Source organism: Legionella sp. 16cNR16C, from assembly GCF_021297775.1.
GTDB lineage: Bacteria > Pseudomonadota > Gammaproteobacteria > Legionellales > Legionellaceae > Legionella_C > Legionella_C quinlivanii_A.
Genome location: NZ_JAJTMX010000001.1, coordinates 696,229 through 719,558 on the forward strand (window position 1 = coordinate 696,229; position 23,330 = coordinate 719,558).

Consider the following 23,330-nt stretch of genomic DNA (forward strand, 5'->3'; position numbering starts at 1 on the left):
CTGCTTTTAACGTAACTCACCAGGTACGTCATCCTAGCGTAGCGAAGGATCTCAAACTGCTTAGAGCTGAGCCAGGTTCAGGAGATCCTTCACTGCGTTCAGGAGGACGTTGAATTGAAGTGATATTGATTAGAGGTAATTAAATACGGTTAACCCCTGAATGCGGGCAAAGCTTTGCTGTGCCGCTTGCAGAAAGATTAACTGCAGATTTAAATTCACAGCAGTTTCATTTAAATCTGCATTCTCTAATCCATCCAGGGTAGTATTGCTAACTAGTAACAAATCATCATTCAGTTTTTCGACAATACTGAGTTGATTGAGTCTTGTTCCCGTTTGAGCCTGGAAAGCAAGCAAGTTATCCATACTACTGTCTAACTGTTCTAAAATCTGGTTATTTTCCGTTTCAATAGCCGCCTTATTAGCAGGAGTGGTCACTGGCTGTTTTAAATTATTAATCATCCGCTCCACAGTAGAAAAAACAGATTCGTTTCTGGCGGGGGTAATTAAGAAATCATCTCCAGGATTGGGCATTCCACTTACCTTAAACTGGATTCCATTAAAGCTTATTGATTCCCCGTCTGAATATAAAGGCGCATCATCGGGATTTCCGCTAGGCGGGATGACATTACCCACATTCGCACCGCTTACCATATACACCAATTGATTAGAACTGTTCAAACTGAATTGCAGCGTATAATTATCAGGTACATAAGGCGTCGAGTTAACAATCCCTCCTGAACTCACGACCCCGGTTCCCGTATTAGGCGCACCGGTTGCATTGATTGCAAAATAGCCATTCCCATTACGAATACGCATAAACACATCGGAACCCGCGTCATTTAATGCAACACCCATACTGTCTGTTACATTCTGAAAACGTTGGGTGTCATCGCCATTGTAAACATACTGGCCACTGCTGTCTTTACTAAAAGACTGCATTCCTGTTAAGCCGCCGCTGAACATATAATAGCCATTACTATCCTGACTGTTAGACAAATCAAGCAGTTGATTAAGCAATGTTTGGGCTTCACCGGCTATGGAAAGGCGATCTGCTTCTGAAAGTGCAGAATTGCCGGCTTGTACCTGCAGTTCTCTGATGCGCTGAACCACATTTACTGTATTTCCCAGAACCTGCTCCTCAAGACTGACAGCCGCCTGGGCGCCCTCTTTATTCTTCTGAAGTTGTTCGGTAGCAGCAATTCGCCGTTTCATTAAACTGATTTTGGCAGCGGCAATGGGATCATCGGAAGGCGACTGAACTTTTTTACCAGAAGAGAGCTGGCCCTGATATTTGGAGACCTGTAGTTGCTGCTCAAGGATATTATCCAGGCCGCGTCTGTAAATCTGGTTAGTTGATATACGCATGATCTACCTCATTGCTGCAAATAGGACATCCATCATTTCACTGGCTACAGTAAGTAATTTACTGGCCGCCTGGTAGGCCTGTTCAAATTGAATGAGATTGGCTGCTTCCTCATCCAGATTCACCGCACTCTTGCTGTCTCTAAAATCCAGTGCCTGCTTATGCAATATATCGGCAGCCTCACTGCGCAGTTTAGCCTGATTGGTTTTACTACCGACTTGCGCCAATAAATTAGCGTAGCGATCCGAGAGATTTTCAGTTCCGCCTTCAAACAAGTTTGCTTTCTGTATGGCTGCAAGCTTAAGACCATTGCGATTGTCTCCAAAACCATTGGTATTATAGGAGGCATTAAATTGATCTCCTGCAGAGGGTCTGCCTGAAAGAACGATCGAATAGGAAGGATTGAACGAATCAGGTATTTGCACCAGATTATCGGAATCTGGGGTGAAACTGAAGGGACCACTAGTCACTGCATCAGTTAGATTGACCAGGTTATACTGCGTATCCGAAATAAATTCAATGCGAAAATCCTTGTTAACATTGCTGGTATTCAGTATGTCACCCAACTGTATCTTTCCTTCTCCTGAATTGCCAAGTGCCGCCTGCACACGGACGGGAGAAGCCAGGGCGAACTCCTTGGAATCACTGACGGCCAATTCCAGCTTGCCAGCTGCTCCTTTGGTTGGATTAAAATAATAACGATCGCCATTCGCCATATTGGAGAGATTGTCAATCGAAATGGTCATCCCATCTATCTGCAATTGACCTGCCGGAGGTGCTGGGGGTGAGCTTGTTAAATTCATTACAAAGGATTGATTATCTGATTTTCTTAAAATGCGTACCTCATTGCTTCCTGTGTCGGTTACAAATAGCTCGTAATCACTTAATTTAAGCTGAGTAAGGTCTGAGAGGTTTACTGACATGACACCTGTGCCGGTGTTAAGCGATGAGGGTATGGCGCGGGCTATCTGGCTCATGGCATCATTGAAATCGGTAAATACATTTTTGCCAATTGCATTATTCATATCCATACCCAGTCTTTGCTGCTGGTTGAACTGGCTTGCCAAACCTATTGCCATTTGTCCCAAAAGCTCGCTAGCTTGCTTTAACACTGTATCTTCAAAATCCAGCAATCCTCCAATCATCCCTGAATGAAGATTATCAGTCACGTCAATGAAAGCAGTTCCGTTTTGAATTGCCAGACGAGACCCGCTTTGTCCATTAAATCCTGGTAGCACAGCAAGATTCCGCTGATTGGTGCCGTTGACCAAAACCTCCCCGCTCCCAATAGCCACACTAATGCCTGCGTTTCCATCATCAACCACAATAACGTCTGTATATTGGGAAAGCTGACGTAATAACTCATCGCGGGTGTCCAGTAACTCAGGGGAGTTTCCGACAACGCTTATTTTTTCATTTAACTTCGCTATATCTGCAGTTAAACGGTTAATCTGATTGGCTGCTTCATCAAGTTGCTGACTATTGTTATGCTGATACTCATCCAGACGAAGCTGCATTGTTCTGAATTGTTCAACTAATAAACGACTTTGATTTAAGGCTACACCCCGAGACGCCGTATTATCAGGAGACTCATTAAGCTGCCCCAATGCATTAAAAAAGTTTTGCAGCGTGGCCGAAATACTGGTGCCATCCTGGGAAAGCAATTTGTCAATCTGAGAGGCCTGCTCGAAAAAAATATCGTATTGTGACTTGGTTGTTAAGGTTTCACGGACTTGCTGCGTGGCAAAACGATCACTATTGCGCTTCACTTCGGCCGGATTAACTCCCGCCCCGATAAACGATCCGGCAAACCGCTGTGAGGGCAGGCTTTTTAAAAGCAGCATTTGTCGGTTATAGCCCGGTGTTTTTGAATTTGAAATATTATTGGCAGTGAGATCCAGGCCCCGCTGAAAGGCCAGGAGTCCGGAAGTCGCGATATTCAGAATATTTGCCATGCTGTCTTTCTCCTATCCGACAGTTTACAGGTGAGTGCGAACCAGGCTCAATTCAACTTTACAATAAACCATTGCGTTCTAAAGCCTGTTGCAACTCGCCTCCATTATATATTGACAAAATTTTAGAAGCATAGGAAGGATCGGTTGCATAACCCGCCTGATGCAATTCATTAATGTAGCGTTGGGGATCTGCGGTATTCGCAAGAGCTGCCTCATAGCGGCTGTCGCCTTTTATTAAATCAATGTAATCACTGAAACTATGGCCTGGAGTCGCATAGCGTTTAAATGACGCATTCATTCTAATCGGCGTATCAGCGATGTATTCCGTCGTTCTGATCTCTACCGAGTTTTCCTTATCCCCCTGTACTCCCTTTATATTAAACAAATTATTACTGCTTAAGCCATTTTCATCTTTAATAATGTGTTTTCCCCATCCTGTTTCAAGGGCAGCCTGCGCCATCAGAATTTTAGGATCAAGACCGATCGCACTGGCAGCCTGACGTGCATAAGGCCAGACGGATTTTACAAAATCATCGATACTGCCTGCATTTTCAGGCTTGAGGGAAGAAGTTGTTGGATGGAGGTTTTTCAGATAGCGATCTGCTGAAATCCCTGGCGTGGGGTCCGCAGCATTTGTCACCTGAGCACCACTTATCGTTTTTTCCAGTTGCTGAGCCAGCATGCTCGCAAGACCGATAGTTTGTCTGCTTGTAATATTATTGACATATTGGCCATCCAGCATTTCCTGGAAAGTTTCCTGATGCTTTCCCCTTAGCGGGTTACTGTCATCGAGGAAATGCTGGCTCATTCGCATGCTTTTTAGCATTGACTGTAAAAATATTGCTTCAAACTGTCTGGCTACTTCGGGCAGCGCTTGCCTCGAATCCGTTTGAGCTTTATATCTCAAGTCATTCAATTGTTTAAAATCGCTAACTGCAATCCCTTCTATCGTCATTATTTTTCCTGCTTTAATTTTATATCACAATCAATGTGGCATTCAGTGCGCCAGCCTGTTTTAAAGCCTCCAGTATAGCGATGATGTCGCCGGGGGCTGCTCCTACTGAATTTAATGTTTTCACAATATCCTGCAAATTGGCGCCAGGCGCGAATACAAAGGCGCGGTTATTTTTTTGCTGTACATTGATTTGTGTTTCCGGTGTAACCACAGTCCGCCCGTTTGCAAATGGATTGGGTTGGCTTACCAGGGGGTTTTCGCTGATAGTGACAATCAGATTTCCATGAGAAACGGCTGCCGGCTTGACCTTTACCAATTGATTAATCACCACGGTACCAGTTCGCGCATTAATAATAACCTTGGCTTCAGCTTCACCCGGAAGAAACTCAATATTCTCCAGTACCGACACATAATCAACACGCTGTGACATCAGGCGAGGCGCGGTGATTTCAATAGAGGCGGCATCAAGAGGATGGGCCGTTTCGGGACCCATCATCTCATTGATTGCGTCACTCATACGTTTTGCTGTTGTAAAATCAGGAACCCGCAGATTATAGGTAAGCGTTCTCGAAAAATAGAATGGGTTTGGAATATCCACCTCAACGGTTGCTCCATTGGGAATTCGTCCACCACTTGGAACATTCACTGTGACACTGGAACCATCCTCTCCGGTAACACTAAGCCCCACAACCACCACGTTACCCTGTGCCATCGCATAAACCCGGCCGTCAGCCCCTTTCAAGGGAGTAAGCAGCAAGGTGCCGCCTCGTAAACTTTTTGAATCACCGATAGACGACACATTGACATCAATGGTCTGCCCTTTTTTCATAAACGAGGTCAGATTGGCAGTCACCATTACCGCAGCTATGTTTTTTGAATTAAGTTTTGTACCCGGTGGAATATTAATTCCAAGTTGCGTCAGCATGTTACCGAAGCTTTGCTCTGTAAACTTGGTGCCGGCTCGATCACCGGTGCCATCAAGACCTACCATTAAACCATAGCCAACCAACTGGTTGGTACGTACCCCCGCCAGTGTTGCGACATCCTTAATGCGTTCAGCATGAACAGAGCCAAAGCATGATAAAAAAAGTAAGGCATAAATTCTTAGCATGTACTATCCATATTCAAATCCATCAACCCATACCGGAAGGACGCTATACAGGAAACCAGGGGCCCCATAGAAAACGGGAAAACCAGCCCTGAGCATTGGTATTATTCACTTGTCCTGTTCCACCATAATAGATACGCGCATTGGCAATACGGTCTGATGTGATCACATTATTCGGAGAGATATCCTGCGGTCTGATAATTCCAGAAAGGCGTACAAACTCTTTACCCTGATTAATCTGGATCCATTTTTCACCCTGGACAACCATATTGCCATTGGCAAGTACCTTGGCTACCGTCACGGAGATGCTGCCTGCCAGTTTATTGTTTTGTACTGATTGCCCATCGCCGTCAAATTGACGCTTGGCATTAATGTCAAAATCAGCGCTATAGCCAGAACCAAAATCAATAGGCCGCCCCATAAATTTGGCGGTCAGAATCTGCATTTTGTCATTTTTCCGTTGTCGGGTAGTCGCTTGTTTTTTCGCATCCGTTTTTTCAATAAGCAGTACAGTGACAATATCCCCTGCATGTCTGGCCCTGGGGGTTTCAAATAAGGGCAAAGCACTCTCAGCGCTGTAAATAGCCCCGCTCATGTATTTGCTTTTTTTGACATCGGGGGTCACCGGATAAGTGGGCGCATACTCAGGATCAGTACCGGCAATTGGTGGATGAAATAATTCACAGCCTGCCAGGAGGCTGATTAAAACACCAGTTGATACAATGCGTAATAAACCCATTACTGTTCCATTAGACCGTTTGCGTCAGATATTGCAACATATTATCCACAGTCTGAATGCCTTTTGCTGTAATTTCATAGGCACGCTGAGCCTGAATCATATTAACCAGTTCTTCAACCACGTTTACATTGGAAGCTTCAAGCGATCCCTGAAGCAGGGTTCCCAATCCATTATTTCCGGGATTGTCGGTCTGCGCCGGACCGCTGGCCTGGGTTTCTAAAAAGAGATTTTGTCCAATAGGCTGTAAACCGGTGGCATTAATAAAATCGCTCAACTGAATCTGACCTATCTGTGTCGGTATATTATTTCCGGCAGTTAAGGCACTAACAGTACCATCTGTTCCAATGGTGAGACTTATCATTTGCTCGGGTATGGTAATCGGCGGTTGTACGACATAGCCATCCGCCGTAACAATCTGGCCCTGTGAATCAATCTGCAAGGTGCCATCCCGCGTATACGCCTGTGTGCCATCAGGCAGTAGAACCTGCATAAAGCCTCGTCCCTGTATCGCGATGTCGAGAGAGTTTTGAGTATTTTGAATGCTTCCCTGAGTGAACACTTTCTGTGTAGCGGCCATCCGCACACCGGTTCCCATATTAATACCCGTAGGAATTTCTGTACTTTGTGTAGCCTGAGCCCCTGCCTGACGCAGGTTTTGATATATCAGATCTTCAAATACTGCCCGCCCCTTCTTGAAGCCGGTTGTATTGACGTTCGCCAGATTATTGGCAATATTGGCAATTGTTTTATCCTGGGCTTCTAGCCCGGTTTTACTGACCCACAGTGCAGGTTCCATTGCTTTTCCTCAAATCCTGTTCACATAGCCGCCTAGAGTTGCAAAATCTGCGCCAGCTTCTGTGAATTTTCATTAACTGTCTGAATTATCTGCATTTCCGCATCAAATTCTCTTCCCACCTCAATCATATGAACCATTTCGTTCACTGCATTGATATTACTGCCTTCCAATGCGCCGGGAGTAATCATAATATCAGCATCTGCCGGGGCCACGCCACCTTTTTGAAGCCGCATCAAGCCATCGCCTCCCTTAATCAGTTCATTGTTTTTGACTCTTACCAGTTTTAAACGGTCGAGAACAGCGAGTTCATCAGGCTTCCCATCCAGCGGAACGATTGAAATAGTGCCGTCACTGCCGATCTCTATCTTTTGGGCCGGTGGAATCGATATTGGGCCGCCATCGCCTAAAACGGGCCTGCCATTAGACGTAATCAGCATGCCATTTTCATTAATCTGAAAACTTCCCGCACGCGTATAAGCCTCTTTTCCTGAACTATCCTGCACAGCAAACCAACCTTCTCCCTGCACAGCGACATCCAAATCTCTTCCCGTTGTGAGTAAGGGGCCGGGGGTGAAATCGCTGGCGTTCACGTCTGCAACAACCAGAGCTCCGCCATTCAGATTCTCTTTATTAAAATACATACTCGAGGCTTGAGCCATATCAGCCTTAAATCCCGGCGTGTTGGAATTAGCAAGATTATTCCCAATTAAGGATTGGCGATCCATATTATGCAGAGCGCCATTCATTGCATTATACAAAAGAGGGTCCATCTTAACTCCGTTTATCGAATATTAATAATGGTTTGCGCAAGAGCGTCCGCTGTGCGTATGGTTTGCGCATTGGCCTGAAAATTACGCTGCGCCGTAATGAGATTGACAAGCTCACTCGTTAAGTCCACATTGGAATTTTCAAGAGCACCGGACTGAATAAGTCCAAGGCTCGCGGTTCCGGGCGCTCCAATTAGTGCCTGTCCTGAGCCCGATGTCTCAGCCCAGTTGGTATCGCCAAGATTTTGCAAACCATCCGGATTGGCAAAATTAGCGAGTTGAACCTGTCCCATTGCACGCGACTGTCCATTGGTATACGTTCCAAAAACAATCCCTTCCTCATTAATATCAAGACCATCCAGTCTACCGGTTGTGTAGCCATCCTGAACATTCTCCTGTACAGCGAAAGGACTGCCAAATTGTGTTGTATCGGACAAATCCACATCAAAACTTAATGCATTTGCGCCATTACTTAAGGCCATGCTCAATGGGATCACGTTATTGGCTAAGGGAGTATTGGAAGTATCGCTAACCCCGGCAAATGATCCGTCAGAATTAAAATTGACACGATATAAATTGTCAATATTCTGACTCCCCACATTGGCTGGAACATTCTGATTATCAATCTGGAAGGCGATATACCATTGATTAGCAGTTCCTGCAGGTGAAGACGCATTGGGATCACCGACAGCAGCATCCGCATTGGCTCGAATGAAATACATTGACAGAACATGTGAGTTACCCAAACTGTCGTAAATCGTTGACGAGGCGACATTATTGTAGGTATCGGTGGCAGGATTACTGCCGCCAGCCCAGTCCACAGAGGGCGGTGTCGCATTGGCATACAGATTAAAACCTGCAGTCACTCTGGAAGTGGCCTGAGGATTAATATTAGCAGTCTGAACCTTTAAATCGCCGCTTAGTGTGGTAATTTGTCCATTATCATCAGCGGTGTATCCGACAAGACGCTGATTAGAGCTGTTTACAATATATCCGTCTTTATTAACACCGAATGCCCCTGCTCTCGAATAAACTCTTGAGCCCTGATCATTCAAAACAAAAAAACCAGAGCCGCTGATTGCAAGATCCAGACTGTTATTACTGAAAACGAACTGGCCCTGCCCGAACATTTGCTGGACACGCGCCAGTCGCGCTCCATTGCCGATTGCATAACGTCCGCCGCCAAAACTTCCGGTAGAATAGACATCTGCAAATTCTGCGCGCGAACTTTTAAATCCGTATGTAGAGGCGTTGGCTATATTATTACCGGTAACCTCCAGGTCTTTTGAAGCGGCTTGAATTCCACTAATCGCTGTTCCGAAAACCATATTTGCCTCCTGCATTATTTAACAGGTCATCACTGACCATTTCCTAAAGTCATATTGCTGATTTAAGCAGTAATTTGCCTGACCTGATCCAGCGTTAATGAACCTATACCGGCTACATTCAGTTTAACACCTTCTCCATTTTGTCCAAGGCTTACACTATCCACATTAGCGGCAGTCATTGTTCTTAATGCGACTTCCTTTCCGTCAAAAATTCCATTTACCTTAATCGCATAGTTACCTGCAGGAACGCGCTCACCCTGCTGATTCATACCATCCCAGCTAAAATCAAATAAGCCCATTCCATGTTGACCCAGAGGAATTTGCCTGATCAGCTCACCAGTTTCTGAATAAATTGAAGCTGTTATTTTATTAACTGGGGCAGGAAGATCGACGGATATTTTTGACTCACCTTCTGCCGCTAATTTGACAGTATTGCTATTCACCAATACTTTTCTTCCTACAAGGGATGAAGCCTGGAGTGCCTGATTCGATTGTAAGGAATTGGCCAGCTGTTGTATTGATTCTTGCATTTTTCCTATTCCGTCATTGGTGCTGAATTGAGCAAGTTGAGCCAGGAAGTCGCCATTTGTTTTAGGGCTGGTGGGATCCTGATTTTTAAACTGAGCAATCATGAGCCTTAAGAAATCCTTTTGCCCCAGATTATTACCCGGTGTTGTCATGTTACTGCCTACTGAATTGATGCCATTAATTTGATCCATTGACATAATTTTGTCCTTACACTATTCACCTAATTGCAGTGTCCGCTGCATTAGCTGCTTGGTGGTGTTAATCATTTCCAGATTCATCTGATAGGAACGTGAGGCAGAAATCAGATTGGCCATCTCCTCAACATAACTGATATTGGGTGCATAAACAAATCCATCCGCATCAGCGAGGGGATTATTCGGTTCATAACGCTGTATGGGTGGGGTTTCGCTTTCATAGATTCCTGTCACTTTAACCCCTGGCCTGGATTCTAATCCAGCCAGACCGCTCATCTGCTCCTGAACTGTACTAAAGACAGGATACTGAGCACGATACGTTTCGTCAGGATTGCCAGTTGCCACATTGGCATTATTCATATTGCTGGCGCTGGCGGTCATCCGTGTTGTCTCGGCGGCGAGTCCTGTGCCAGCTATGTCAAATATTTTACCTAAAGACATTATTCCCCTCTTAATGCCATGAGCATGCTTTTAATTTTACCGCTGAGGAAAGACAGGGATGCCTGATAGGATAAAGCATTTTTTGCGAATTCGGTCGTTTCCAAATCCTTATCCACAGTATTTCCATCCAATGAAATCTGATTGGGCTGACGAAATTTTAATTGAGCTGAAAAATCAGTGGAAGCATTGATATGGGCGGGCTGGTCAGTTACCATTTGACGGGGCGAAGAACCCATTGCATTCTCCAGTGCGCTCTTAAAATCAAGGTCTTTTGCCTTGTAGTTAGGGGTATCAGCATTTGTTATATTGGTAGCCAGCTGAGCAGCGCGCTGCTCTCTTAGTAACAAGGCTTTGGAATGCGTGCCAAAATAAGTATCCAAATCAACCATAGCAACTCCTTCATTAACTGCTAATGCCCAAGCAATTAATGTGCCAATTTGAGTTGTCCATCAGGGGGTCAGAATAATGAACCAGCATGAGCTTCCATCCAATGGCATTGAACTGGTAAAAAACTATCTTCTTAATTTGCAAAATGAAATTTGTGGCGCATTGGAGCAAATTGATGAGAAGGCCCTTTTTATCACAGATGAGTGGCAAAGGGCCCAGGGCGGCGGTGGTTTAACGCGAGTGCTGGCTAATGGCGGGATTTTCGAGAAAGTTGGCGTTAATTTTTCCCATGTCCATGGGGATCAGCTGCCTCCTTCCGCTACCGCCCAGCGTCCTGAGTTAGCTGGGTGCCACTTTGATGCCCTTGGTGTTTCATTAGTGATTCATCCCCATAATCCCTATATTCCCACTACCCATGCCAATGTTCGATTTTTCATAGCCAGAAATCAAAAGAATGAAGCTTTCTGGTGGTTTGGCGGCGGTTTTGATTTAACGCCTTTTTATCCTTTTCAAGAAGACTGTATCCATTGGCATCAAACGGCCAAAGCGGCCTGCGACCCTTTTGGAACTGATATTTATCCACGTTTTAAGAAATGGTGTGATGACTACTTTTTTCTTAAGCATCGTCAGGAAGCACGCGGAATTGGCGGCCTGTTTTTTGATGATTTCAATGAGCTGGGTTTTACAGAGAGTTTTGGACTAATGAAAAGCATTGGCGATCATTTTTTAAAAGCTTATCTTCCGATAGTGGAAGCCAGAAAAAACTGTACTTTCACCCGGCAGGAAAAAGAATTCCAACTTTATCGCCGAGGGCGATATGTGGAATTTAATCTGGTATATGATCGAGGCACCCTGTTTGGACTCCAATCAGGCGGGCGTACGGAATCTATTCTAATGTCCATGCCTCCGGAGGTTTCCTGGCGCTATGACTGGCAACCACAGCCCGGTACTCCGGAGGCTGCTTTGTATAGTGATTTTCTGCCTGCGAAAGATTGGCTGAAAAAATGAAACAACAGCGTGGCTAATTTCAAACCAGGCGAATGGACATGCCCTGGTTCACGCCCCCATCGTAATTTTTCGATTACTATAAATTAATGTGCCCCAGAACGCGGCGGCAACCAAGGCATTAAGCACGGCAAGAATGATAAATATCGAAGCGATATTGATATTGAATTGCAGCAATACCATGATAAGCAGGCTACCAAGAACCATCGACAGCGCTCCGAAAATATTATTGGCAGCGATGGTGCGCGCCCTTTGGCCTTCCTCACTACAAATTTGCAAATAGGTATACAGAGGAACAACAAACAACCCGCCACATACAGAGAAAAAGAAGAAATCACAAATAATACGCCAGTTTTGTATCTTTAACATAAACTGGATTAAGCTTTGCAAAGGCAATTGACTATTGAGCGCTGGAGTAGCCCAATACAGATCAGCGGCGAACAAGGTCATAAGCAGCATAGTTGAAGGCACGAACTGTATGGTAATTCGTCCAGCAAGAAATCGGCTGATCGCCATTGAACCAAGTGCTATTCCGATTGAAAATAGTGTAAGAAACAATGCGAAAACGGTTGTATCTGCACGTAAAATATAATGCGTATAATCCGGTAGCTTGGTTAACACAACTGCCCCAATAAGCCAAAACCAGGAAATTGCAAGTATTGCGGGTAATACTTTCGGATTATGCACAACTTCCCGAAGCATGGTTTTTGTTGCCCTCCAAACGTTCCAGTCTACAGTGAACTGGCTTGCAGAAGCAGGTGCTTTAGGAATAAAAAGGCTAAAAATCAAACCAGTAACTGCAGTAAAATTAATGATAAACACGGCCAGATGAACCTTGGAGCCTGTATTGCCAATCGATAAAGCGCCCAGGGTTGTGCCCAGTAGAATGGCAAGAAAGGTGCTGGCTTCAATTAATGCGGTGGCATTCAGTAATTGGCTTTTGGGTAGGTGATCGGGAAGTATGGCATATTTGATAGGACCAAAAAAAGTCGAGTGAATTCCCATTCCGGTAAGAGTTAACATGAGCAAAACTATACTCCCTCGATAAAGCGCAATACTCCCAATAATCATTAAAATAATTTCCAGTAATTTAACAACCCTTGAAATTGTTGCTTTGTCGTAGCGGTCAGCCAGTTGTCCTGCAGTCGCTGAAAAGAGAAAAAAAGGAAGTGTGAATAAGGCACCGGCCAAGGCCTGAAAATGCTCGGACTGACTTTGAGAGGTACTAAGATGGTAACTGATTAGCGTAAGCATTGACAGCTTAAACACATTATCATTCAATGCGCCACAGAACTGAGTAATAAACAGGGGAAGAAAGTTTCTTTTAGCTAATAATTCGTACCATCTCATTCTATTTATTCGATTTTATGATATAAACTCGCTAAGTTAATCACAAAGCGCTGTGATGTCAAACTCAGGCAACATTCGGCATTTATCAGCGTATACACAAACCACGCAATATGATGACATTTTGCTCAATCTGTGCTTTAATCTAAGCACAACATCCGTTTTCTTGAGAAACAAATTATGCCCAAAAGACGCGGCTTTGCATTTGATATCGATAATTGCCTGCTAAACGCAGCTTTTTATCGTTATGTCCAGGGAGCAGAAGAAGGTTATAAGAACCTGCAGAAACAGCTAAGCTCGCTTGAAGAAGAAGCAATTAACTCGAATAACACAGAACAGTTAGACGCAATTTATCAGGAGCATCTGGGAAAATTAACGGCCATCTTTTATAAAGTGAATAGAGAGCTGATTCTGCTTTTTAATGACAATGCTTCTGAGTACGCATCCTCTGATGCTTATGTGTTTAGCAACAGGCAATGTTATACTGATGATCTGTTGAACTCTTACACTAATAAAAGCGGGTCCGGCTTTTATTATTTTAATTTGATCTGTAAAGCAATCGATGCCACTCCAAATTACATGCTCATGGCAGATGTTTTTAATAAACAGCCTTATGGAACTGCAATGGAGGCAATAAAGCAGTTTGTTAATCCTGCGAATGAATACGATCCTAAAAAAATTGGTGAAGCGCGCAAACAACAATATAAGCATCTTGAATGGGCCCATGATAAAAGCAAATTAATAATTGCCATTTGGGAGATGTATGAATTTGCATTAAAGTACCGCAACGATTCTGAAACACACGATTTTTATATCCTGGATGATAATCCGGAAATATTGAATGACTTACATAGTTATTTGTCGAAATATCCGCAAATGATACCCCAAAACATCAATCTTCATATAATTGGTTATGAGGGCCCGCTAAAGCCGGATGGTACCCCAAATCCTGAATTATTTAAACGATATGCCCCCATAGCCGGCGAAGGTAGTTTGGATATTGATCATATCGCCCATGTGAAAAATATCGTTGCGGTTACTATCACCAAACTGGGGCGAACACCAGGAGAGCTGTCAGAGCCAACGCAGGGCAGGCCCATTCGGGACTATCTGTCTGCCTATCAGGCAGGGTTTCAGATGGGGCATCTTGAGTGTGTAAAACACTATCTGCCAGGTGATAAGGCGGTTGTCGATGAGACCCCTTTTATAGAACCCGCTGCATCAGTTGCACCAGCGGCTGCAGAGTCCTCAGCGCAGAGCAAAAAAAGTTTTCTGGATCGAATGGGGAGCAGCCTGCTTAATCTGCCAAATATTGTACGGAGTAAAAATAAAGAGAAAGAGCCTGAAAAAGGATCAAAGTATAAAGCCAGGTCATTCCCCACTCCGCCTTCCGAATCAGCTAGTAACCTGTTGGGAAAAACAAATAGCTTACCAACGGTAATTAGTGATCCCGACTATGATGTGACCCAATCTGATCCTTTAATGCCTTCGCAGCAGGCTGCTACTTCCCCACCTTCAGAGCAGCCAGAAGCAAACCCGGGAGCCAGACAACAGTTTTTCAAACCCAGTGCAAGGCCCGCTGAACAACAGGCACAGACCAGCATATTATCGCAGCACCGTGGTGGCACACCTAAAAGCTCGTAGATGAATTGCACCTGCAGAGACTAAGCCCCTCTTGCAAGTGCGAGCAAAATTAATAGTCGAGAAGCACCACGCCGCCCTCTCCGGCACAATTTTTGGGAATGAGCGGACAACCATAGGCATTTTTACCCGCATCAAACACTACTTTTGGATAATGATAATTGGGACTTACAACAACCTGGCCGACGCAATTCATCAACCATTCGCCTTTTATACCCAGCATCAGATAGTTACCATGAACCACATCTTTGGGAAGCTCAACAAGGCTTTTTTTGCTCACCGGTGAAAAATTAAAATTGTTATTTCCCGGTGAAGCATAATTAATATAGAGGTCGCGAAGTTTACCGTTCAGATTGGCTTGCGACTCAATGGCCTCCAGATGTGTATCCGCACAGCGCCAGAAAATTTTAAACTCCTGGGCATGTGTAATGCCTGACAACAAGGCAAAAGTAAGTACTAAGATACGTTTCATAATCGCTTCCTTATTCAATTGTCATTGCTCTTCGACTGAGAGAGGCCAGAATTTTTTCCAGACTATGCTGATGCGGAGGTGTTTGTTCTAATATTGCCTGAGTACGCTGCTCGCAATAGTCTTTCACTTCTCGATCTGGCAATACATAGAAGACATTATTTTTTATTTCTTTCACAATATGCTCAGCCACATCCTCTGCAGGCCGGCTTCGTGCGATTAACTCGCTTAACATGTCATGAAATACATCATTATGCAAAGGAGACGAGTTGCTTAGTAATTGAGTGTTTGCAAATGAAGGACATACTACGGAAACATCTACTGGTTTGGAAAGCCTTTGCAAATCGAAGTGGAGAGATTCTGATAAAGCCACGATAGCATGTTTCGACATAGCGTAAGCTGTCATCTGGGAACCGCTGCACAAACCATAAAGACTGGCCATGTTAATAATATGTGCTCGATGAGTTTGCTTGAACATGTAAGGCAGAAATGCCTGAACACCATGAATAATTCCAAAGAGATTGATATCCATTACTTTGCGGATATGCTCATTGGTCAACTCCCATAAAGGAGCCAGATGGCCGCTAATACCGGCATTATTAAATAACCAGTCAACCCGATTAAATTTCTCGATCGTCTGTTTGGCAAGATGTCGAAGACTTTCCGGGCGGCTGACATCACAAACAACCCCAAGGATATCTGAATCAAACTTTGCAGTTAATTGTTCAACTTTATCACATAAAGTCGCCACGGATATGTCAGCCATTACTACATTCATTCCTTCGGCCAGACATTTTTCAGTTAATGCCAATCCAATTCCGCTGGCAGCACCAGTGATCACTGCTACTCGCTTTTCGGAGTCCATTCAATTTCTCCTCTGGTTAATAGGGTATTCAGGAGACTGTTGATAATGCAAGCGTCACAATCCGCAAATGGGGAAAGATGAAAGTCTCGAAATTATTAGGATAAGATGATAACGACTACCAAAGATATTGGTCAAGAAATAAATAAAAACCTGGATGCAGAGAATGATATTTGGGTTGCAATAATAAGGAAATACTAAAGCTTCTTGCGAGGGAACAGTCATCCCTCGCCAGGTAATGAACTTTGATTAGTTTGCTGAACAATCCTTGTTGCCAGGGATATTATTCAGAAGTAACCATAACGTCCTGAGCTTTCAATCCTTTTGGCCCTTTATCAAGAACGAAGGTTACTGCATCATTTTCATGAAGTGTTTTGAATCCTGCGCCTTGTATATCTTTATAATGAACAAATATGTCGTCACCATTTTGATTAACAATAAAGCCAAATCCTTTTTTCTCATTGAACCATTTTACAGTTCCACTTTCTCTTTGCGACATCACAATCCCCTTTCTGTCATATCTGTCTACTTCTATAATAGACATACCACATTTATAGCTTAGAATAAATATCTTGTGTGAGCCATTTAAGCTAGAATACTACTTGATATAAAAGCAATTTGGCTTGTCTTAGCATAACAGTTTTTTATTGATTGTTAAGGATTTTTTTTAAAAACATTGGCGGAGATTTTTTTTTGAACACAATAGATAATTTTTCCAAGGACCACTTTATTGAGTTTGCCTTAAGCTGCGGAGTATTAAAGTTTGGCAGTTTTACATTAAAATCCGGCCGGCTCAGCCCCTATTTTTTTAACGCCGGGCTATTTTATCATGGTGCAACTCTTCGTACTTTAGGCCAGTTCTATGCTAATAGACTGATTGAAGAAGACATTGACTGCCGTCAGCTATTTGGCCCCGCCTATAAAGGCCTCCCTCTTGCGACATCCACTGCTATCGCCCTCTCTGAAAAAAATGTGAACGCCACCGTGACCTTTAACCGAAAGGAGGTTAAAGATCACGGTGAAGGCGGTCAATTAATTGGCGCCCCATTAAATGGTCCGGTAATAATGGTTGATGATGTCATCACTGCCGGTACCGCGTTTCGAGAATCACAGGCACTCATTAATGCACATGGCGGCAGCCTTGAGACTGTAATTATTGCACTTGATCGCTGTGAGAGGGGAAAGGGAGAAATATCCACTCTTCAGGAAATTGAAAGGCAGGGTATTAGAGTAGTCTCAGTGATCAACTTTCATGACCTGGTAGATTACCTTAAGAAAAAACAGATGGGTGTCGAGTTGAAGAGTCTTGAAGATTATCGTAAAGAGTATGGAGCTTAAGACAATTTGGAAATTAAGAGCCTGGTTTTAAACCTCTCTCTCAAATTAAGTTACGGAAAATCTTGTCATTCCCGCGAAGGCGGGAATCCATTCATCAATTGGCATTATAGCGAGCTCAGAGATGTTTCCCCGCCTTCGCGGGGATGACAGCATATAAGGATTAATAAGCGGCGATATCAATCGTTTTCATCTTGAAGTTCAGATTTTTTCCATGACGATTCACGGTTAAAGTAATAGGCTCTCCTACTTTGATGTCAATTAATAATTGATATAAAGCGTCATAATCTTTTACAGGATGTCCATTCAGGGCAACAATTACGTCGCCAAGTACTACCCGACCGAGGTGATCACGGTAAGTTGCTTTTAATCCTGCAGTGTCAGCAGGAGTATGTGGCAAAATGTCGCCAATTAATATTCCATTGGTAATTCCCAAACGTGAAGCCACATTGGGTTCAACACGCTGAATCCCTATTCCAGACAGCATTACGCGTCCGTTTTTAATCAATTGAGGAACTATGCGCTCAATATCATCAGCAGGTACTGCAAAACCAATACCCGCTGAAGAACCTGAATTGGAATAAATAGCAGTATTCATTCCCAATAATCGTCCTTTACTGTCTAAAAGAGGGCCTCCTGAATTTCCAGGATTAATCGAGGCATCAGTCTGAATCATGTTGCGGATATTGACTCCGCCGGCACCTGGAACTTGTCTGCCCAATGCAGAAATAACACCCACAGTAAGACTGTGATCCAGGCCAAATGGATTACCAATGGCTATGACTTTCTGACCTACCAATAAATCATTGTTATGAGCTAACTGAAACGCTTCAAAGGTTTTGAGATACTCAAGGGCTTGAGGAGAACTTATTTTTAAAACGGCAATATCCTTACGGGGTTCAACTCCTACCACTTTGGCAGGAACGGTCATTTTACCCAGACTGACTCTTAAGCCATCTGCACCATTGACCACATGAAAATTGGTCACGATATGCCCCTGGTTATCCCAGATAATCCCTGAGCCAGCACCTGCGGGAACGCTGCTACGCTCAAAGGAATGATTCACAACAGTCGTCAAACGATGAACATACACTACCTTCGGTGAAAATTTCTGGAAAATTTCCACGGTGTTTCGTTCATTGGGTAATAATTCCTCAACGTTAGCCGCATTTGCCTGCGTGAAACTCAAGCTGAGTAAAGCTGCTGCGAGTAAAACTTTAACTTTCATCATCAAACTCCATACCAATTGCACCTGAAATTTTTTTACGAATACCTTGTCTTGCTAATAACTTCCTGATTACTGGCTCTGGAAAATCGGTAATCGAAATAATATTTTTACTGATTAACAGTTCGATTAAATCTTCCAATACACGAATTAGCTGCAGGTCTGACTGAATCAATTTGAATTTATGCTCTCCGTCGCAGCGGTTAAGAAACTCGACTATTTCGGGGTTTTCCAAATCAACAGCCTCTAACCCAGGCATTGACTTATCAAATAGAGCACAGATCTCTCCCTTTTCATTCCTTTTGACATATATCATTTACTGATTCCTTTTTATGTAATGTACCGAATTATGCATAATTTTCTCGCAATTGACAAATAAAAATCCATTATGGAGACTATTAGTATTATGAACAATATGAGGGTCGCCTGGTTAAACATAACCAGGCCGATGATAGAGGGATGCTAAATTAAGGATTCCAGCTTTCTTGCAGCAGATTTAAATTGAGGTTTAAACGGGGTATTAATGTCTGGCTCTGGGCCATTGAGACTACCCTCAATATCAGAGACATTCCCTCGTTCAGCAGCTTCTTTCGGCGCCTGCGCTGCGGCTAATCCGGAAGAAGGCTTGAATAATCCCAGAATGTACTGAATAGGCGAGGCGAACAAGGATTTAAATGTTTGAGTACTGGCATCGATACTGTCTTTCGCAATCGCTTCACTGTCTTCAATATGCCTTATATACACTTTTTCCAGAACATTGGTGTGTTGCTGGTATAAATTGTCGAGATGCTCATTTTTAAGCTTTTCCTGATCAACCAGATAATGTTGTAATTCTGAGTGCGAATCCCATAGCGTAGCGCGTCTTTTCTGCAATTGTTGCAACTCACTGTCATAGAATGACAATTCGCTATCCATTTCAGCTTTTAATTTATTGCAAAGTTCCTTTCTTTCCTCTGATCCGTTTCCTGCCATAATCGCCGAAGTTTCTTTCATAGTAGCCTGGGCATAACGCTCAATTAACTCGTATTTTCTTTTTAATATTTCTTCAATTTTCTGATCAAGGTATTGAATGGCATCTTTATTGTTCCCTAACATCTGATAGTGCGAGTCAAAACGCTTGAAATCAACCATTTGGTTTCTGAGCTTCTCGAGTTCCCTGGCTTCCTGATTCAGGGCCCTCTTTTGCGCTTTATCATTCATTTCCTTATCGCGGCTAAGAATAAGCTGCCTGATAAAAGCTGCCAAACCGGAAATAACCCCAAATACGGTTGCGCATATTATGGCGATAGTTATTGGTTCCATAACAGGCTCTCCTTAATGCAAATGGATCAATTGCGTGTGAACATTTACCATAAAATAGCGGCTGAAATCTTCAAAACTGTCAACTTCTGGCCATTGCTCAGAGCTTTCACACATTCTCAACATCTCGGCCTCGAAAACAGGACGATAATATTGTTTTAAGAAGGGTTTAATATCCGTGAGATTTTCAAAATTTTTAACGATCACAGTCGCATTTTCCGCTAATTGAGCAAGGTTAATATGATCGAGAACTTCAATCAGATCACTTTGTTCATCAACAGTGGATCGCATCCATTTCAGCAAGACAGAGCGAGGTTTAACACGGAGCAATGACTGGCCATTTTCCATAGCTGGCTCCATCAGAACAATTTGCGAATGCAATTCAAATTTAAAGCAGCATAAAAAATCGAGAAAACTGCCCTCAATTTCATTACGCGCATCTTCCCCTAACCAGCGGCTGATTTCATGGCGAAACATGAAAGTGAAATGGCGTTCGATCTCATCCAGAGTCGCTTCGTCATCTTTTTGCTTCCTGATAACATAGGCTGTATTATCAGTTTGCAACATTTTTAAAGAAGGTAAGTCTACTTCTGGTAATTGTGACGCTAAAAAAGACAAAAATAGTTTTGTGGGTTTTAATATGACTATTTCCCATTGGCTTGGGCGCATGACGCTCTCCTTGATTTATTCCGAACTCATCCTGAGTACTTCTTTAAAGCAAAATCAACGTCTATTTTCGTAACTCACCAGGCACGTCATCCTGAGCGTAGCGAAGGATCTCAAACTGACGTTGAGACGATCCACAGCCTGGGGAGTTAGCTATTTTCTTCCATTTTTAATGGAGAAGACTATCAGATTACCTTCGTAAAAATTTAATATCAAGCATATTTCAAAGCTTAGTTTCAGTTTTTTTTCTTTAATAATCCTTGACAGCAATCAATGAATCGTTATGCTTCACATTTTTACAGTATGATCCTCTTATGAATCTTTTCAAGAAGCTGGCAATAGGTCTTCTCAGTACAGTAATAGTCGTTCTTTTGTCTCTCTGGCTTCTTACAAAAGCCATCAGTGCTGAGAGCATCCGGGATTACGTGAGTAGTCAATTATCAACTTTAAGTCATGAACCAACCACAATTAAAGGGAACATAAGCTGGCAATTATTTCCACAACCAGGAATCAGGATAAGCAAGGTAGAAATCGGCAGTGACAGGCAGGCTGATTTTCATGCAATTCTGGATAATCTTGTTCTTAATCTGAGAATAACCCCGCTGTTAAGAGGTACTCTGGTTTTTAGCGAATTCAAGGTGGATGGATTTACTGCTGACGTATCTACAGATCACCTCCCTGCTCCTGCTGAACACTCCAAAACGAAGGATAGCAAGCCGGGTACAATTCTGACAGAACATTTCGCTATCGATCACTTTATGCTGAGCAAGGGACTTGTTAAATTCCACAGTTCAGATAATGAATTGATTTTCTCAAATATCCAAATGGGTACAGAGAGTTTAAACTTAAATGATTCATCCTTCCCTTTACAGTTTAAAGCAGCCCTAAATCTTTCCAATGCAGGAAATCTCAAGGGCCGTGCGCAAATCCAGTTTAAGGGAAGCACACGCTTTTCCCCCACCTTTTTAAGTAACCCACTCGCCAACTGGCAATCTCTTTCTCTTAAAGGGCAATTGCTATTACAGGATGTTCTGCTTAATAAAATTTCGATAAATCGCATTCAGGGCAGTGCTTCTTTAAAAAGAAAAATGCTAAAGATAACTCCCCTGACTCTTAGCCTTTATAAAGGAGAGTCGGTCGGCGATTTGAATTTTAATTTTGAAAATCATCAATTAAAATTTAACCAGACTGCTGCCGGTCTTGACTCCCAAAAATTATTCAATGATCTTCTTGGTGAAAAAATTGTCAGAGGAAAGCTCGACTTTTCTTTGCATGCAGAGGCTATTACTAATGTACCACCTGCTTTAAATCTTAGTATGGCTGACGGAACGATAATGATAAAGGATGGAAGAATCGACACGGTTAACCTGCATCAGGTAGTTGAGCAAGTGAGTCAGAAGATCGATCAGTTATCGTCAATGAAGACGGATAATCTTAAAAATATGCTGGACTTTGAGCAATTCACCGGACTGATGAACAATAAAGGATTTACCCCCTTTAAGCTGCTTTCGATGAATTACAAGTTAGCTGAAAGCCGGCTGCGGACTGATTCGATTATTTTACAAACTGATAAGCTTCATCTTAAAGGCAATGGAAATCTTAGCCTCACTGACTACAGCTTATCGGCTGAACTTTTGACAAGCGTCTTAAACGCAACTGGCAAGCTTGAAGAAATCCAGCAAATGCTGGGTGGCAATTTTCCTTTACAGGTTAAAGGAACTCTGGTGAAGCCACTGATTTCGCCTGACATTATAAAAGTAAACGCACAACTGGGAAAATACTGGTTAATTAACACAGTCGCTCAGCCTGTAAAAAAATTGAAATACCAATTCGAATCGATGTTTACCCGATAATTATGGATAAAAAAACACTGGCAAATCATTTTGCAAAACCCCTTTTAAGTTGGTTTGACCAATACGGAAGAAAAAACTTGCCATGGCAGCATCCGCGCTCTGCATATCGTGTGTGGATTTCTGAAATCATGTTGCAGCAAACGCAGGTGAAAACGGTTATTCCCTATTTTCTGCGTTTCATGGAGCGCTTTCCAACTATCCAGCGTTTAGCTAATGCGCCAGAAGACGATATATTGGCGCTATGGGCAGGGCTTGGATATTACAGCCGAGCAAGGAATTTGCACCGATGCGCGCAAATCATTGTTCGGGAATTTGCCGGTGAATTTCCACCTGATTTAGTTAAAATGATGGAATTACCGGGTTTGGGTCAATCAACAGCCGCAGCCATTTTGTCTCAGGCGTTTAATTTGCCTCAGGCTATACTGGATGGTAACGTCAAACGCGTTTTGGCTCGATATTTCATGCTTTCCGGCTGGCCGGAACAAGGCGCTGCCAAAAAACAGTTCTGGTATCATGCTGATTTGTGTATGCCAGATGAGCGCTGCGCTGATTACACGCAGGCCATTATGGATCTGGGGGCAACCTGCTGTACCACCAGAAATCCCCAGTGTGGCAACTGTCCTTTGGTGAAAACCTGCAAAGCGTATCAGGCTGGTGCAGTGAGTAACTTTCCGGAGAAGAAACCCAGAAAGCGCCTGCCTGAAAAACTGGAGCAGTTTCTATTGCTGCATAATGAAAAGGGCGAAATTTATCTTGAGAAAAGACCTTCCCACGGGATCTGGGGCGGGCTCTGGTGCCTGCCGGCAATCGAAGCAGATGCCAGCCCTCATGCTTACATCAAAGATAACTATTCGCTGGATTGTCTGCAACTCACTCCCCTTCTTCATATAAGGCATAGTTTCAGTCATTATCACTTAAACATTCAGGCCATGGCATTAGAAGTACGAGGCTCTGTGCTTTCTGTCAGTGAAAAACAAGGTGTCTGGTATAATAAACATGAATTGAGCCAGCTTGGACTGGCCAAGCCTGTGAGCGATATCCTAAAGTATTTTATCCAAAGCACCTGA

Annotated in this window: 24 protein-coding genes; 5 read left to right on the forward strand and 19 right to left on the reverse strand. The window is 43.3% G+C overall.

Going from position 1 to position 23,330, the window contains the following annotated elements:
- Nucleotides 1–129: 129 nt before the first annotated feature.
- From flgL to flgB, 11 genes are all read right to left on the reverse strand, one after another.
- Nucleotides 130–1,365 (reverse strand): flagellar hook-associated protein FlgL, encoded by a 1,236-nt coding sequence (gene flgL / locus LXA66_RS03175; protein WP_233011886.1) that lies wholly within the window; start codon nt 1,363–1,365, stop codon nt 130–132.
- A 3-nt stretch (nt 1,366–1,368) separates the two neighbouring features.
- Nucleotides 1,369–3,318 (reverse strand): flagellar hook-associated protein FlgK, encoded by a 1,950-nt coding sequence (gene flgK / locus LXA66_RS03180; protein WP_233011887.1) that lies wholly within the window; start codon nt 3,316–3,318, stop codon nt 1,369–1,371.
- A gap of 58 nt (nt 3,319–3,376) precedes the next feature.
- Entirely contained in the window at nt 3,377–4,273 is an 897-nt protein-coding gene (flgJ, locus tag LXA66_RS03185; protein WP_233011888.1) for a flagellar assembly peptidoglycan hydrolase FlgJ, read from the reverse strand.
- Nucleotides 4,274–4,292: 19 nt separating this feature from the next.
- Nucleotides 4,293–5,384, reverse strand: a complete 1,092-nt coding sequence (locus tag LXA66_RS03190) for a flagellar basal body P-ring protein FlgI (RefSeq protein ID WP_133140709.1) — start codon at nt 5,382–5,384, stop codon at nt 4,293–4,295.
- Nucleotides 5,385–5,427: 43 nt separating this feature from the next.
- Complete coding sequence (locus LXA66_RS03195) at nt 5,428–6,120, reverse strand: flagellar basal body L-ring protein FlgH (protein ID WP_112218515.1); 693 nt, start codon at nt 6,118–6,120, stop codon at nt 5,428–5,430.
- A gap of 10 nt (nt 6,121–6,130) precedes the next feature.
- Nucleotides 6,131–6,916, reverse strand: coding sequence for a flagellar basal-body rod protein FlgG (flgG, locus tag LXA66_RS03200; protein ID WP_233011889.1), 786 nt, complete (start codon nt 6,914–6,916; stop codon nt 6,131–6,133).
- A 32-nt stretch (nt 6,917–6,948) separates the two neighbouring features.
- Nucleotides 6,949–7,686 carry a flagellar basal-body rod protein FlgF gene (gene flgF / locus LXA66_RS03205; RefSeq protein WP_133140708.1) on the reverse strand — a complete coding sequence of 246 codons (738 nt, stop codon included), beginning with the start codon at nt 7,684–7,686 and terminating at the stop codon, nt 6,949–6,951.
- An 11-nt stretch (nt 7,687–7,697) separates the two neighbouring features.
- Nucleotides 7,698–9,011, reverse strand: coding sequence for a flagellar hook protein FlgE (gene flgE / locus LXA66_RS03210; protein WP_233011890.1), 1,314 nt, complete (start codon nt 9,009–9,011; stop codon nt 7,698–7,700).
- Between the two features lie 62 nt (nt 9,012–9,073).
- Nucleotides 9,074–9,736, reverse strand: a complete 663-nt coding sequence (locus tag LXA66_RS03215) for a flagellar hook assembly protein FlgD (protein WP_233011891.1) — start codon at nt 9,734–9,736, stop codon at nt 9,074–9,076.
- A 15-nt stretch (nt 9,737–9,751) separates the two neighbouring features.
- Nucleotides 9,752–10,174 (reverse strand): flagellar basal body rod protein FlgC, encoded by a 423-nt coding sequence (flgC, locus tag LXA66_RS03220; protein ID WP_058507441.1) that lies wholly within the window; start codon nt 10,172–10,174, stop codon nt 9,752–9,754.
- Nucleotides 10,174–10,563, reverse strand: coding sequence for a flagellar basal body rod protein FlgB (gene flgB / locus LXA66_RS03225; protein WP_112218521.1), 390 nt, complete (start codon nt 10,561–10,563; stop codon nt 10,174–10,176). The genes flgC and flgB overlap by 1 nt, the downstream gene beginning before the upstream one ends.
- A gap of 76 nt (nt 10,564–10,639) precedes the next feature.
- Here flgB and hemF point away from each other — a divergent pair, with 76 nt between their 5' ends.
- The gene (gene hemF, locus LXA66_RS03230) at nt 10,640–11,569 is read left to right on the forward strand and encodes an oxygen-dependent coproporphyrinogen oxidase (protein WP_233011892.1); all 930 of its coding nucleotides are present in this window, start codon (nt 10,640–10,642) and stop codon (nt 11,567–11,569) included.
- Nucleotides 11,570–11,617: 48 nt separating this feature from the next.
- On the opposite strand, the gene LXA66_RS03235 is transcribed toward hemF, so the two are convergent.
- Complete coding sequence (locus LXA66_RS03235) at nt 11,618–12,916, reverse strand: MFS transporter (protein WP_112218523.1); 1,299 nt, start codon at nt 12,914–12,916, stop codon at nt 11,618–11,620.
- A gap of 177 nt (nt 12,917–13,093) precedes the next feature.
- Between LXA66_RS03235 and LXA66_RS03240 the strand changes: the two genes are divergently transcribed.
- Nucleotides 13,094–14,557, forward strand: coding sequence for a hypothetical protein (locus tag LXA66_RS03240; RefSeq protein ID WP_233011893.1), 1,464 nt, complete (start codon nt 13,094–13,096; stop codon nt 14,555–14,557).
- Between the two features lie 49 nt (nt 14,558–14,606).
- Here LXA66_RS03240 and LXA66_RS03245 read toward each other — a convergent pair whose 3' ends face one another.
- The 3 genes from LXA66_RS03245 to LXA66_RS03255 all read right to left on the reverse strand — a co-directional run bounded on the left by LXA66_RS03245 (nt 14,607) and on the right by LXA66_RS03255 (nt 16,384).
- Nucleotides 14,607–15,026, reverse strand: a complete 420-nt coding sequence (locus tag LXA66_RS03245; RefSeq protein WP_233011894.1) for a hypothetical protein — start codon at nt 15,024–15,026, stop codon at nt 14,607–14,609.
- A 10-nt stretch (nt 15,027–15,036) separates the two neighbouring features.
- Nucleotides 15,037–15,888 (reverse strand): SDR family NAD(P)-dependent oxidoreductase, encoded by an 852-nt coding sequence (locus tag LXA66_RS03250; RefSeq protein WP_233011895.1) that lies wholly within the window; start codon nt 15,886–15,888, stop codon nt 15,037–15,039.
- A gap of 280 nt (nt 15,889–16,168) precedes the next feature.
- Entirely contained in the window at nt 16,169–16,384 is a 216-nt protein-coding gene (locus LXA66_RS03255; protein ID WP_112218527.1) for a cold-shock protein, read from the reverse strand.
- A 203-nt stretch (nt 16,385–16,587) separates the two neighbouring features.
- Here LXA66_RS03255 and pyrE point away from each other — a divergent pair, with 203 nt between their 5' ends.
- Complete coding sequence (gene pyrE, locus LXA66_RS03260) at nt 16,588–17,223, forward strand: orotate phosphoribosyltransferase (RefSeq protein WP_112218664.1); 636 nt, start codon at nt 16,588–16,590, stop codon at nt 17,221–17,223.
- A 160-nt stretch (nt 17,224–17,383) separates the two neighbouring features.
- On the opposite strand, the gene LXA66_RS03265 is transcribed toward pyrE, so the two are convergent.
- The 4 genes from LXA66_RS03265 to LXA66_RS03280 form a co-directional block, all read right to left on the reverse strand.
- Nucleotides 17,384–18,451, reverse strand: a complete 1,068-nt coding sequence (locus LXA66_RS03265; RefSeq protein WP_370637133.1) for a S1C family serine protease — start codon at nt 18,449–18,451, stop codon at nt 17,384–17,386.
- Nucleotides 18,438–18,761: a hypothetical protein gene (locus LXA66_RS03270; protein ID WP_112218529.1), complete on the reverse strand. Its 324-nt coding sequence runs from the start codon at nt 18,759–18,761 to the stop codon at nt 18,438–18,440. The genes LXA66_RS03265 and LXA66_RS03270 overlap by 14 nt, the downstream gene beginning before the upstream one ends.
- 146 nt (nt 18,762–18,907) lie before the next feature.
- Nucleotides 18,908–19,747 (reverse strand): hypothetical protein, encoded by an 840-nt coding sequence (locus tag LXA66_RS03275; protein ID WP_233011896.1) that lies wholly within the window; start codon nt 19,745–19,747, stop codon nt 18,908–18,910.
- Nucleotides 19,748–19,759: 12 nt separating this feature from the next.
- On the reverse strand, nt 19,760–20,413 hold the full coding sequence (locus LXA66_RS03280) for a hypothetical protein (protein WP_112218531.1): 654 nt from the start codon (nt 20,411–20,413) through the stop codon (nt 19,760–19,762).
- A 311-nt stretch (nt 20,414–20,724) separates the two neighbouring features.
- On the opposite strand from LXA66_RS03280, the gene LXA66_RS03285 reads away from it, so the two are divergent.
- Both LXA66_RS03285 and mutY read left to right on the forward strand, forming a co-directional pair.
- Nucleotides 20,725–22,263: an AsmA family protein gene (locus LXA66_RS03285; protein WP_233011897.1), complete on the forward strand. Its 1,539-nt coding sequence runs from the start codon at nt 20,725–20,727 to the stop codon at nt 22,261–22,263.
- A 2-nt stretch (nt 22,264–22,265) separates the two neighbouring features.
- Nucleotides 22,266–23,330, forward strand: a complete 1,065-nt coding sequence (gene mutY, locus LXA66_RS03290) for an A/G-specific adenine glycosylase (protein ID WP_233011898.1) — start codon at nt 22,266–22,268, stop codon at nt 23,328–23,330.

Bases quoted from the DNA above. Each gene is read 5' to 3' on its own strand.
- flgF (WP_133140708.1), bottom strand. From the start codon at position 7,686: ATGGACCCTCTTTTGTATAATGCAATGAATGGCGCTCTGCATAATATG.
- LXA66_RS03245 (WP_233011894.1), bottom strand. From the start codon at position 15,026: ATGAAACGTATCTTAGTACTTACTTTTGCCTTGTTGTCAGGCATTACA.
- LXA66_RS03270 (WP_112218529.1), bottom strand. From the start codon at position 18,761: ATGATATATGTCAAAAGGAATGAAAAGGGAGAGATCTGTGCTCTATTT.
- LXA66_RS03240 (WP_233011893.1), top strand. From the start codon at position 13,094: ATGCCCAAAAGACGCGGCTTTGCATTTGATATCGATAATTGCCTGCTA.
- LXA66_RS03275 (WP_233011896.1), bottom strand. From the start codon at position 19,747: ATGGAACCAATAACTATCGCCATAATATGCGCAACCGTATTTGGGGTT.
- flgC (WP_058507441.1), bottom strand. From the start codon at position 10,174: ATGTCTTTAGGTAAAATATTTGACATAGCTGGCACAGGACTCGCCGCC.
- flgL (WP_233011886.1), bottom strand. From the start codon at position 1,365: ATGCGTATATCAACTAACCAGATTTACAGACGCGGCCTGGATAATATC.
- flgB (WP_112218521.1), bottom strand. From the start codon at position 10,563: ATGGTTGATTTGGATACTTATTTTGGCACGCATTCCAAAGCCTTGTTA.
- LXA66_RS03285 (WP_233011897.1), top strand. From the start codon at position 20,725: ATGAATCTTTTCAAGAAGCTGGCAATAGGTCTTCTCAGTACAGTAATA.
- LXA66_RS03255 (WP_112218527.1), bottom strand. From the start codon at position 16,384: ATGTCGCAAAGAGAAAGTGGAACTGTAAAATGGTTCAATGAGAAAAAA.
- LXA66_RS03215 (WP_233011891.1), bottom strand. From the start codon at position 9,736: ATGTCAATGGATCAAATTAATGGCATCAATTCAGTAGGCAGTAACATG.
- flgK (WP_233011887.1), bottom strand. From the start codon at position 3,318: ATGGCAAATATTCTGAATATCGCGACTTCCGGACTCCTGGCCTTTCAG.
- LXA66_RS03265 (WP_370637133.1), bottom strand. From the start codon at position 18,451: ATGATGAAAGTTAAAGTTTTACTCGCAGCAGCTTTACTCAGCTTGAGT.
- LXA66_RS03190 (WP_133140709.1), bottom strand. From the start codon at position 5,384: ATGCTAAGAATTTATGCCTTACTTTTTTTATCATGCTTTGGCTCTGTT.
- flgJ (WP_233011888.1), bottom strand. From the start codon at position 4,273: ATGACGATAGAAGGGATTGCAGTTAGCGATTTTAAACAATTGAATGAC.
- flgG (WP_233011889.1), bottom strand. From the start codon at position 6,916: ATGGAACCTGCACTGTGGGTCAGTAAAACCGGGCTAGAAGCCCAGGAT.
- LXA66_RS03250 (WP_233011895.1), bottom strand. From the start codon at position 15,888: ATGGACTCCGAAAAGCGAGTAGCAGTGATCACTGGTGCTGCCAGCGGA.
- hemF (WP_233011892.1), top strand. From the start codon at position 10,640: ATGAACCAGCATGAGCTTCCATCCAATGGCATTGAACTGGTAAAAAAC.
- LXA66_RS03195 (WP_112218515.1), bottom strand. From the start codon at position 6,120: ATGGGTTTATTACGCATTGTATCAACTGGTGTTTTAATCAGCCTCCTG.
- mutY (WP_233011898.1), top strand. From the start codon at position 22,266: ATGGATAAAAAAACACTGGCAAATCATTTTGCAAAACCCCTTTTAAGT.
- LXA66_RS03235 (WP_112218523.1), bottom strand. From the start codon at position 12,916: ATGAGATGGTACGAATTATTAGCTAAAAGAAACTTTCTTCCCCTGTTT.
- LXA66_RS03280 (WP_112218531.1), bottom strand. From the start codon at position 20,413: ATGCGCCCAAGCCAATGGGAAATAGTCATATTAAAACCCACAAAACTA.
- flgE (WP_233011890.1), bottom strand. From the start codon at position 9,011: ATGGTTTTCGGAACAGCGATTAGTGGAATTCAAGCCGCTTCAAAAGAC.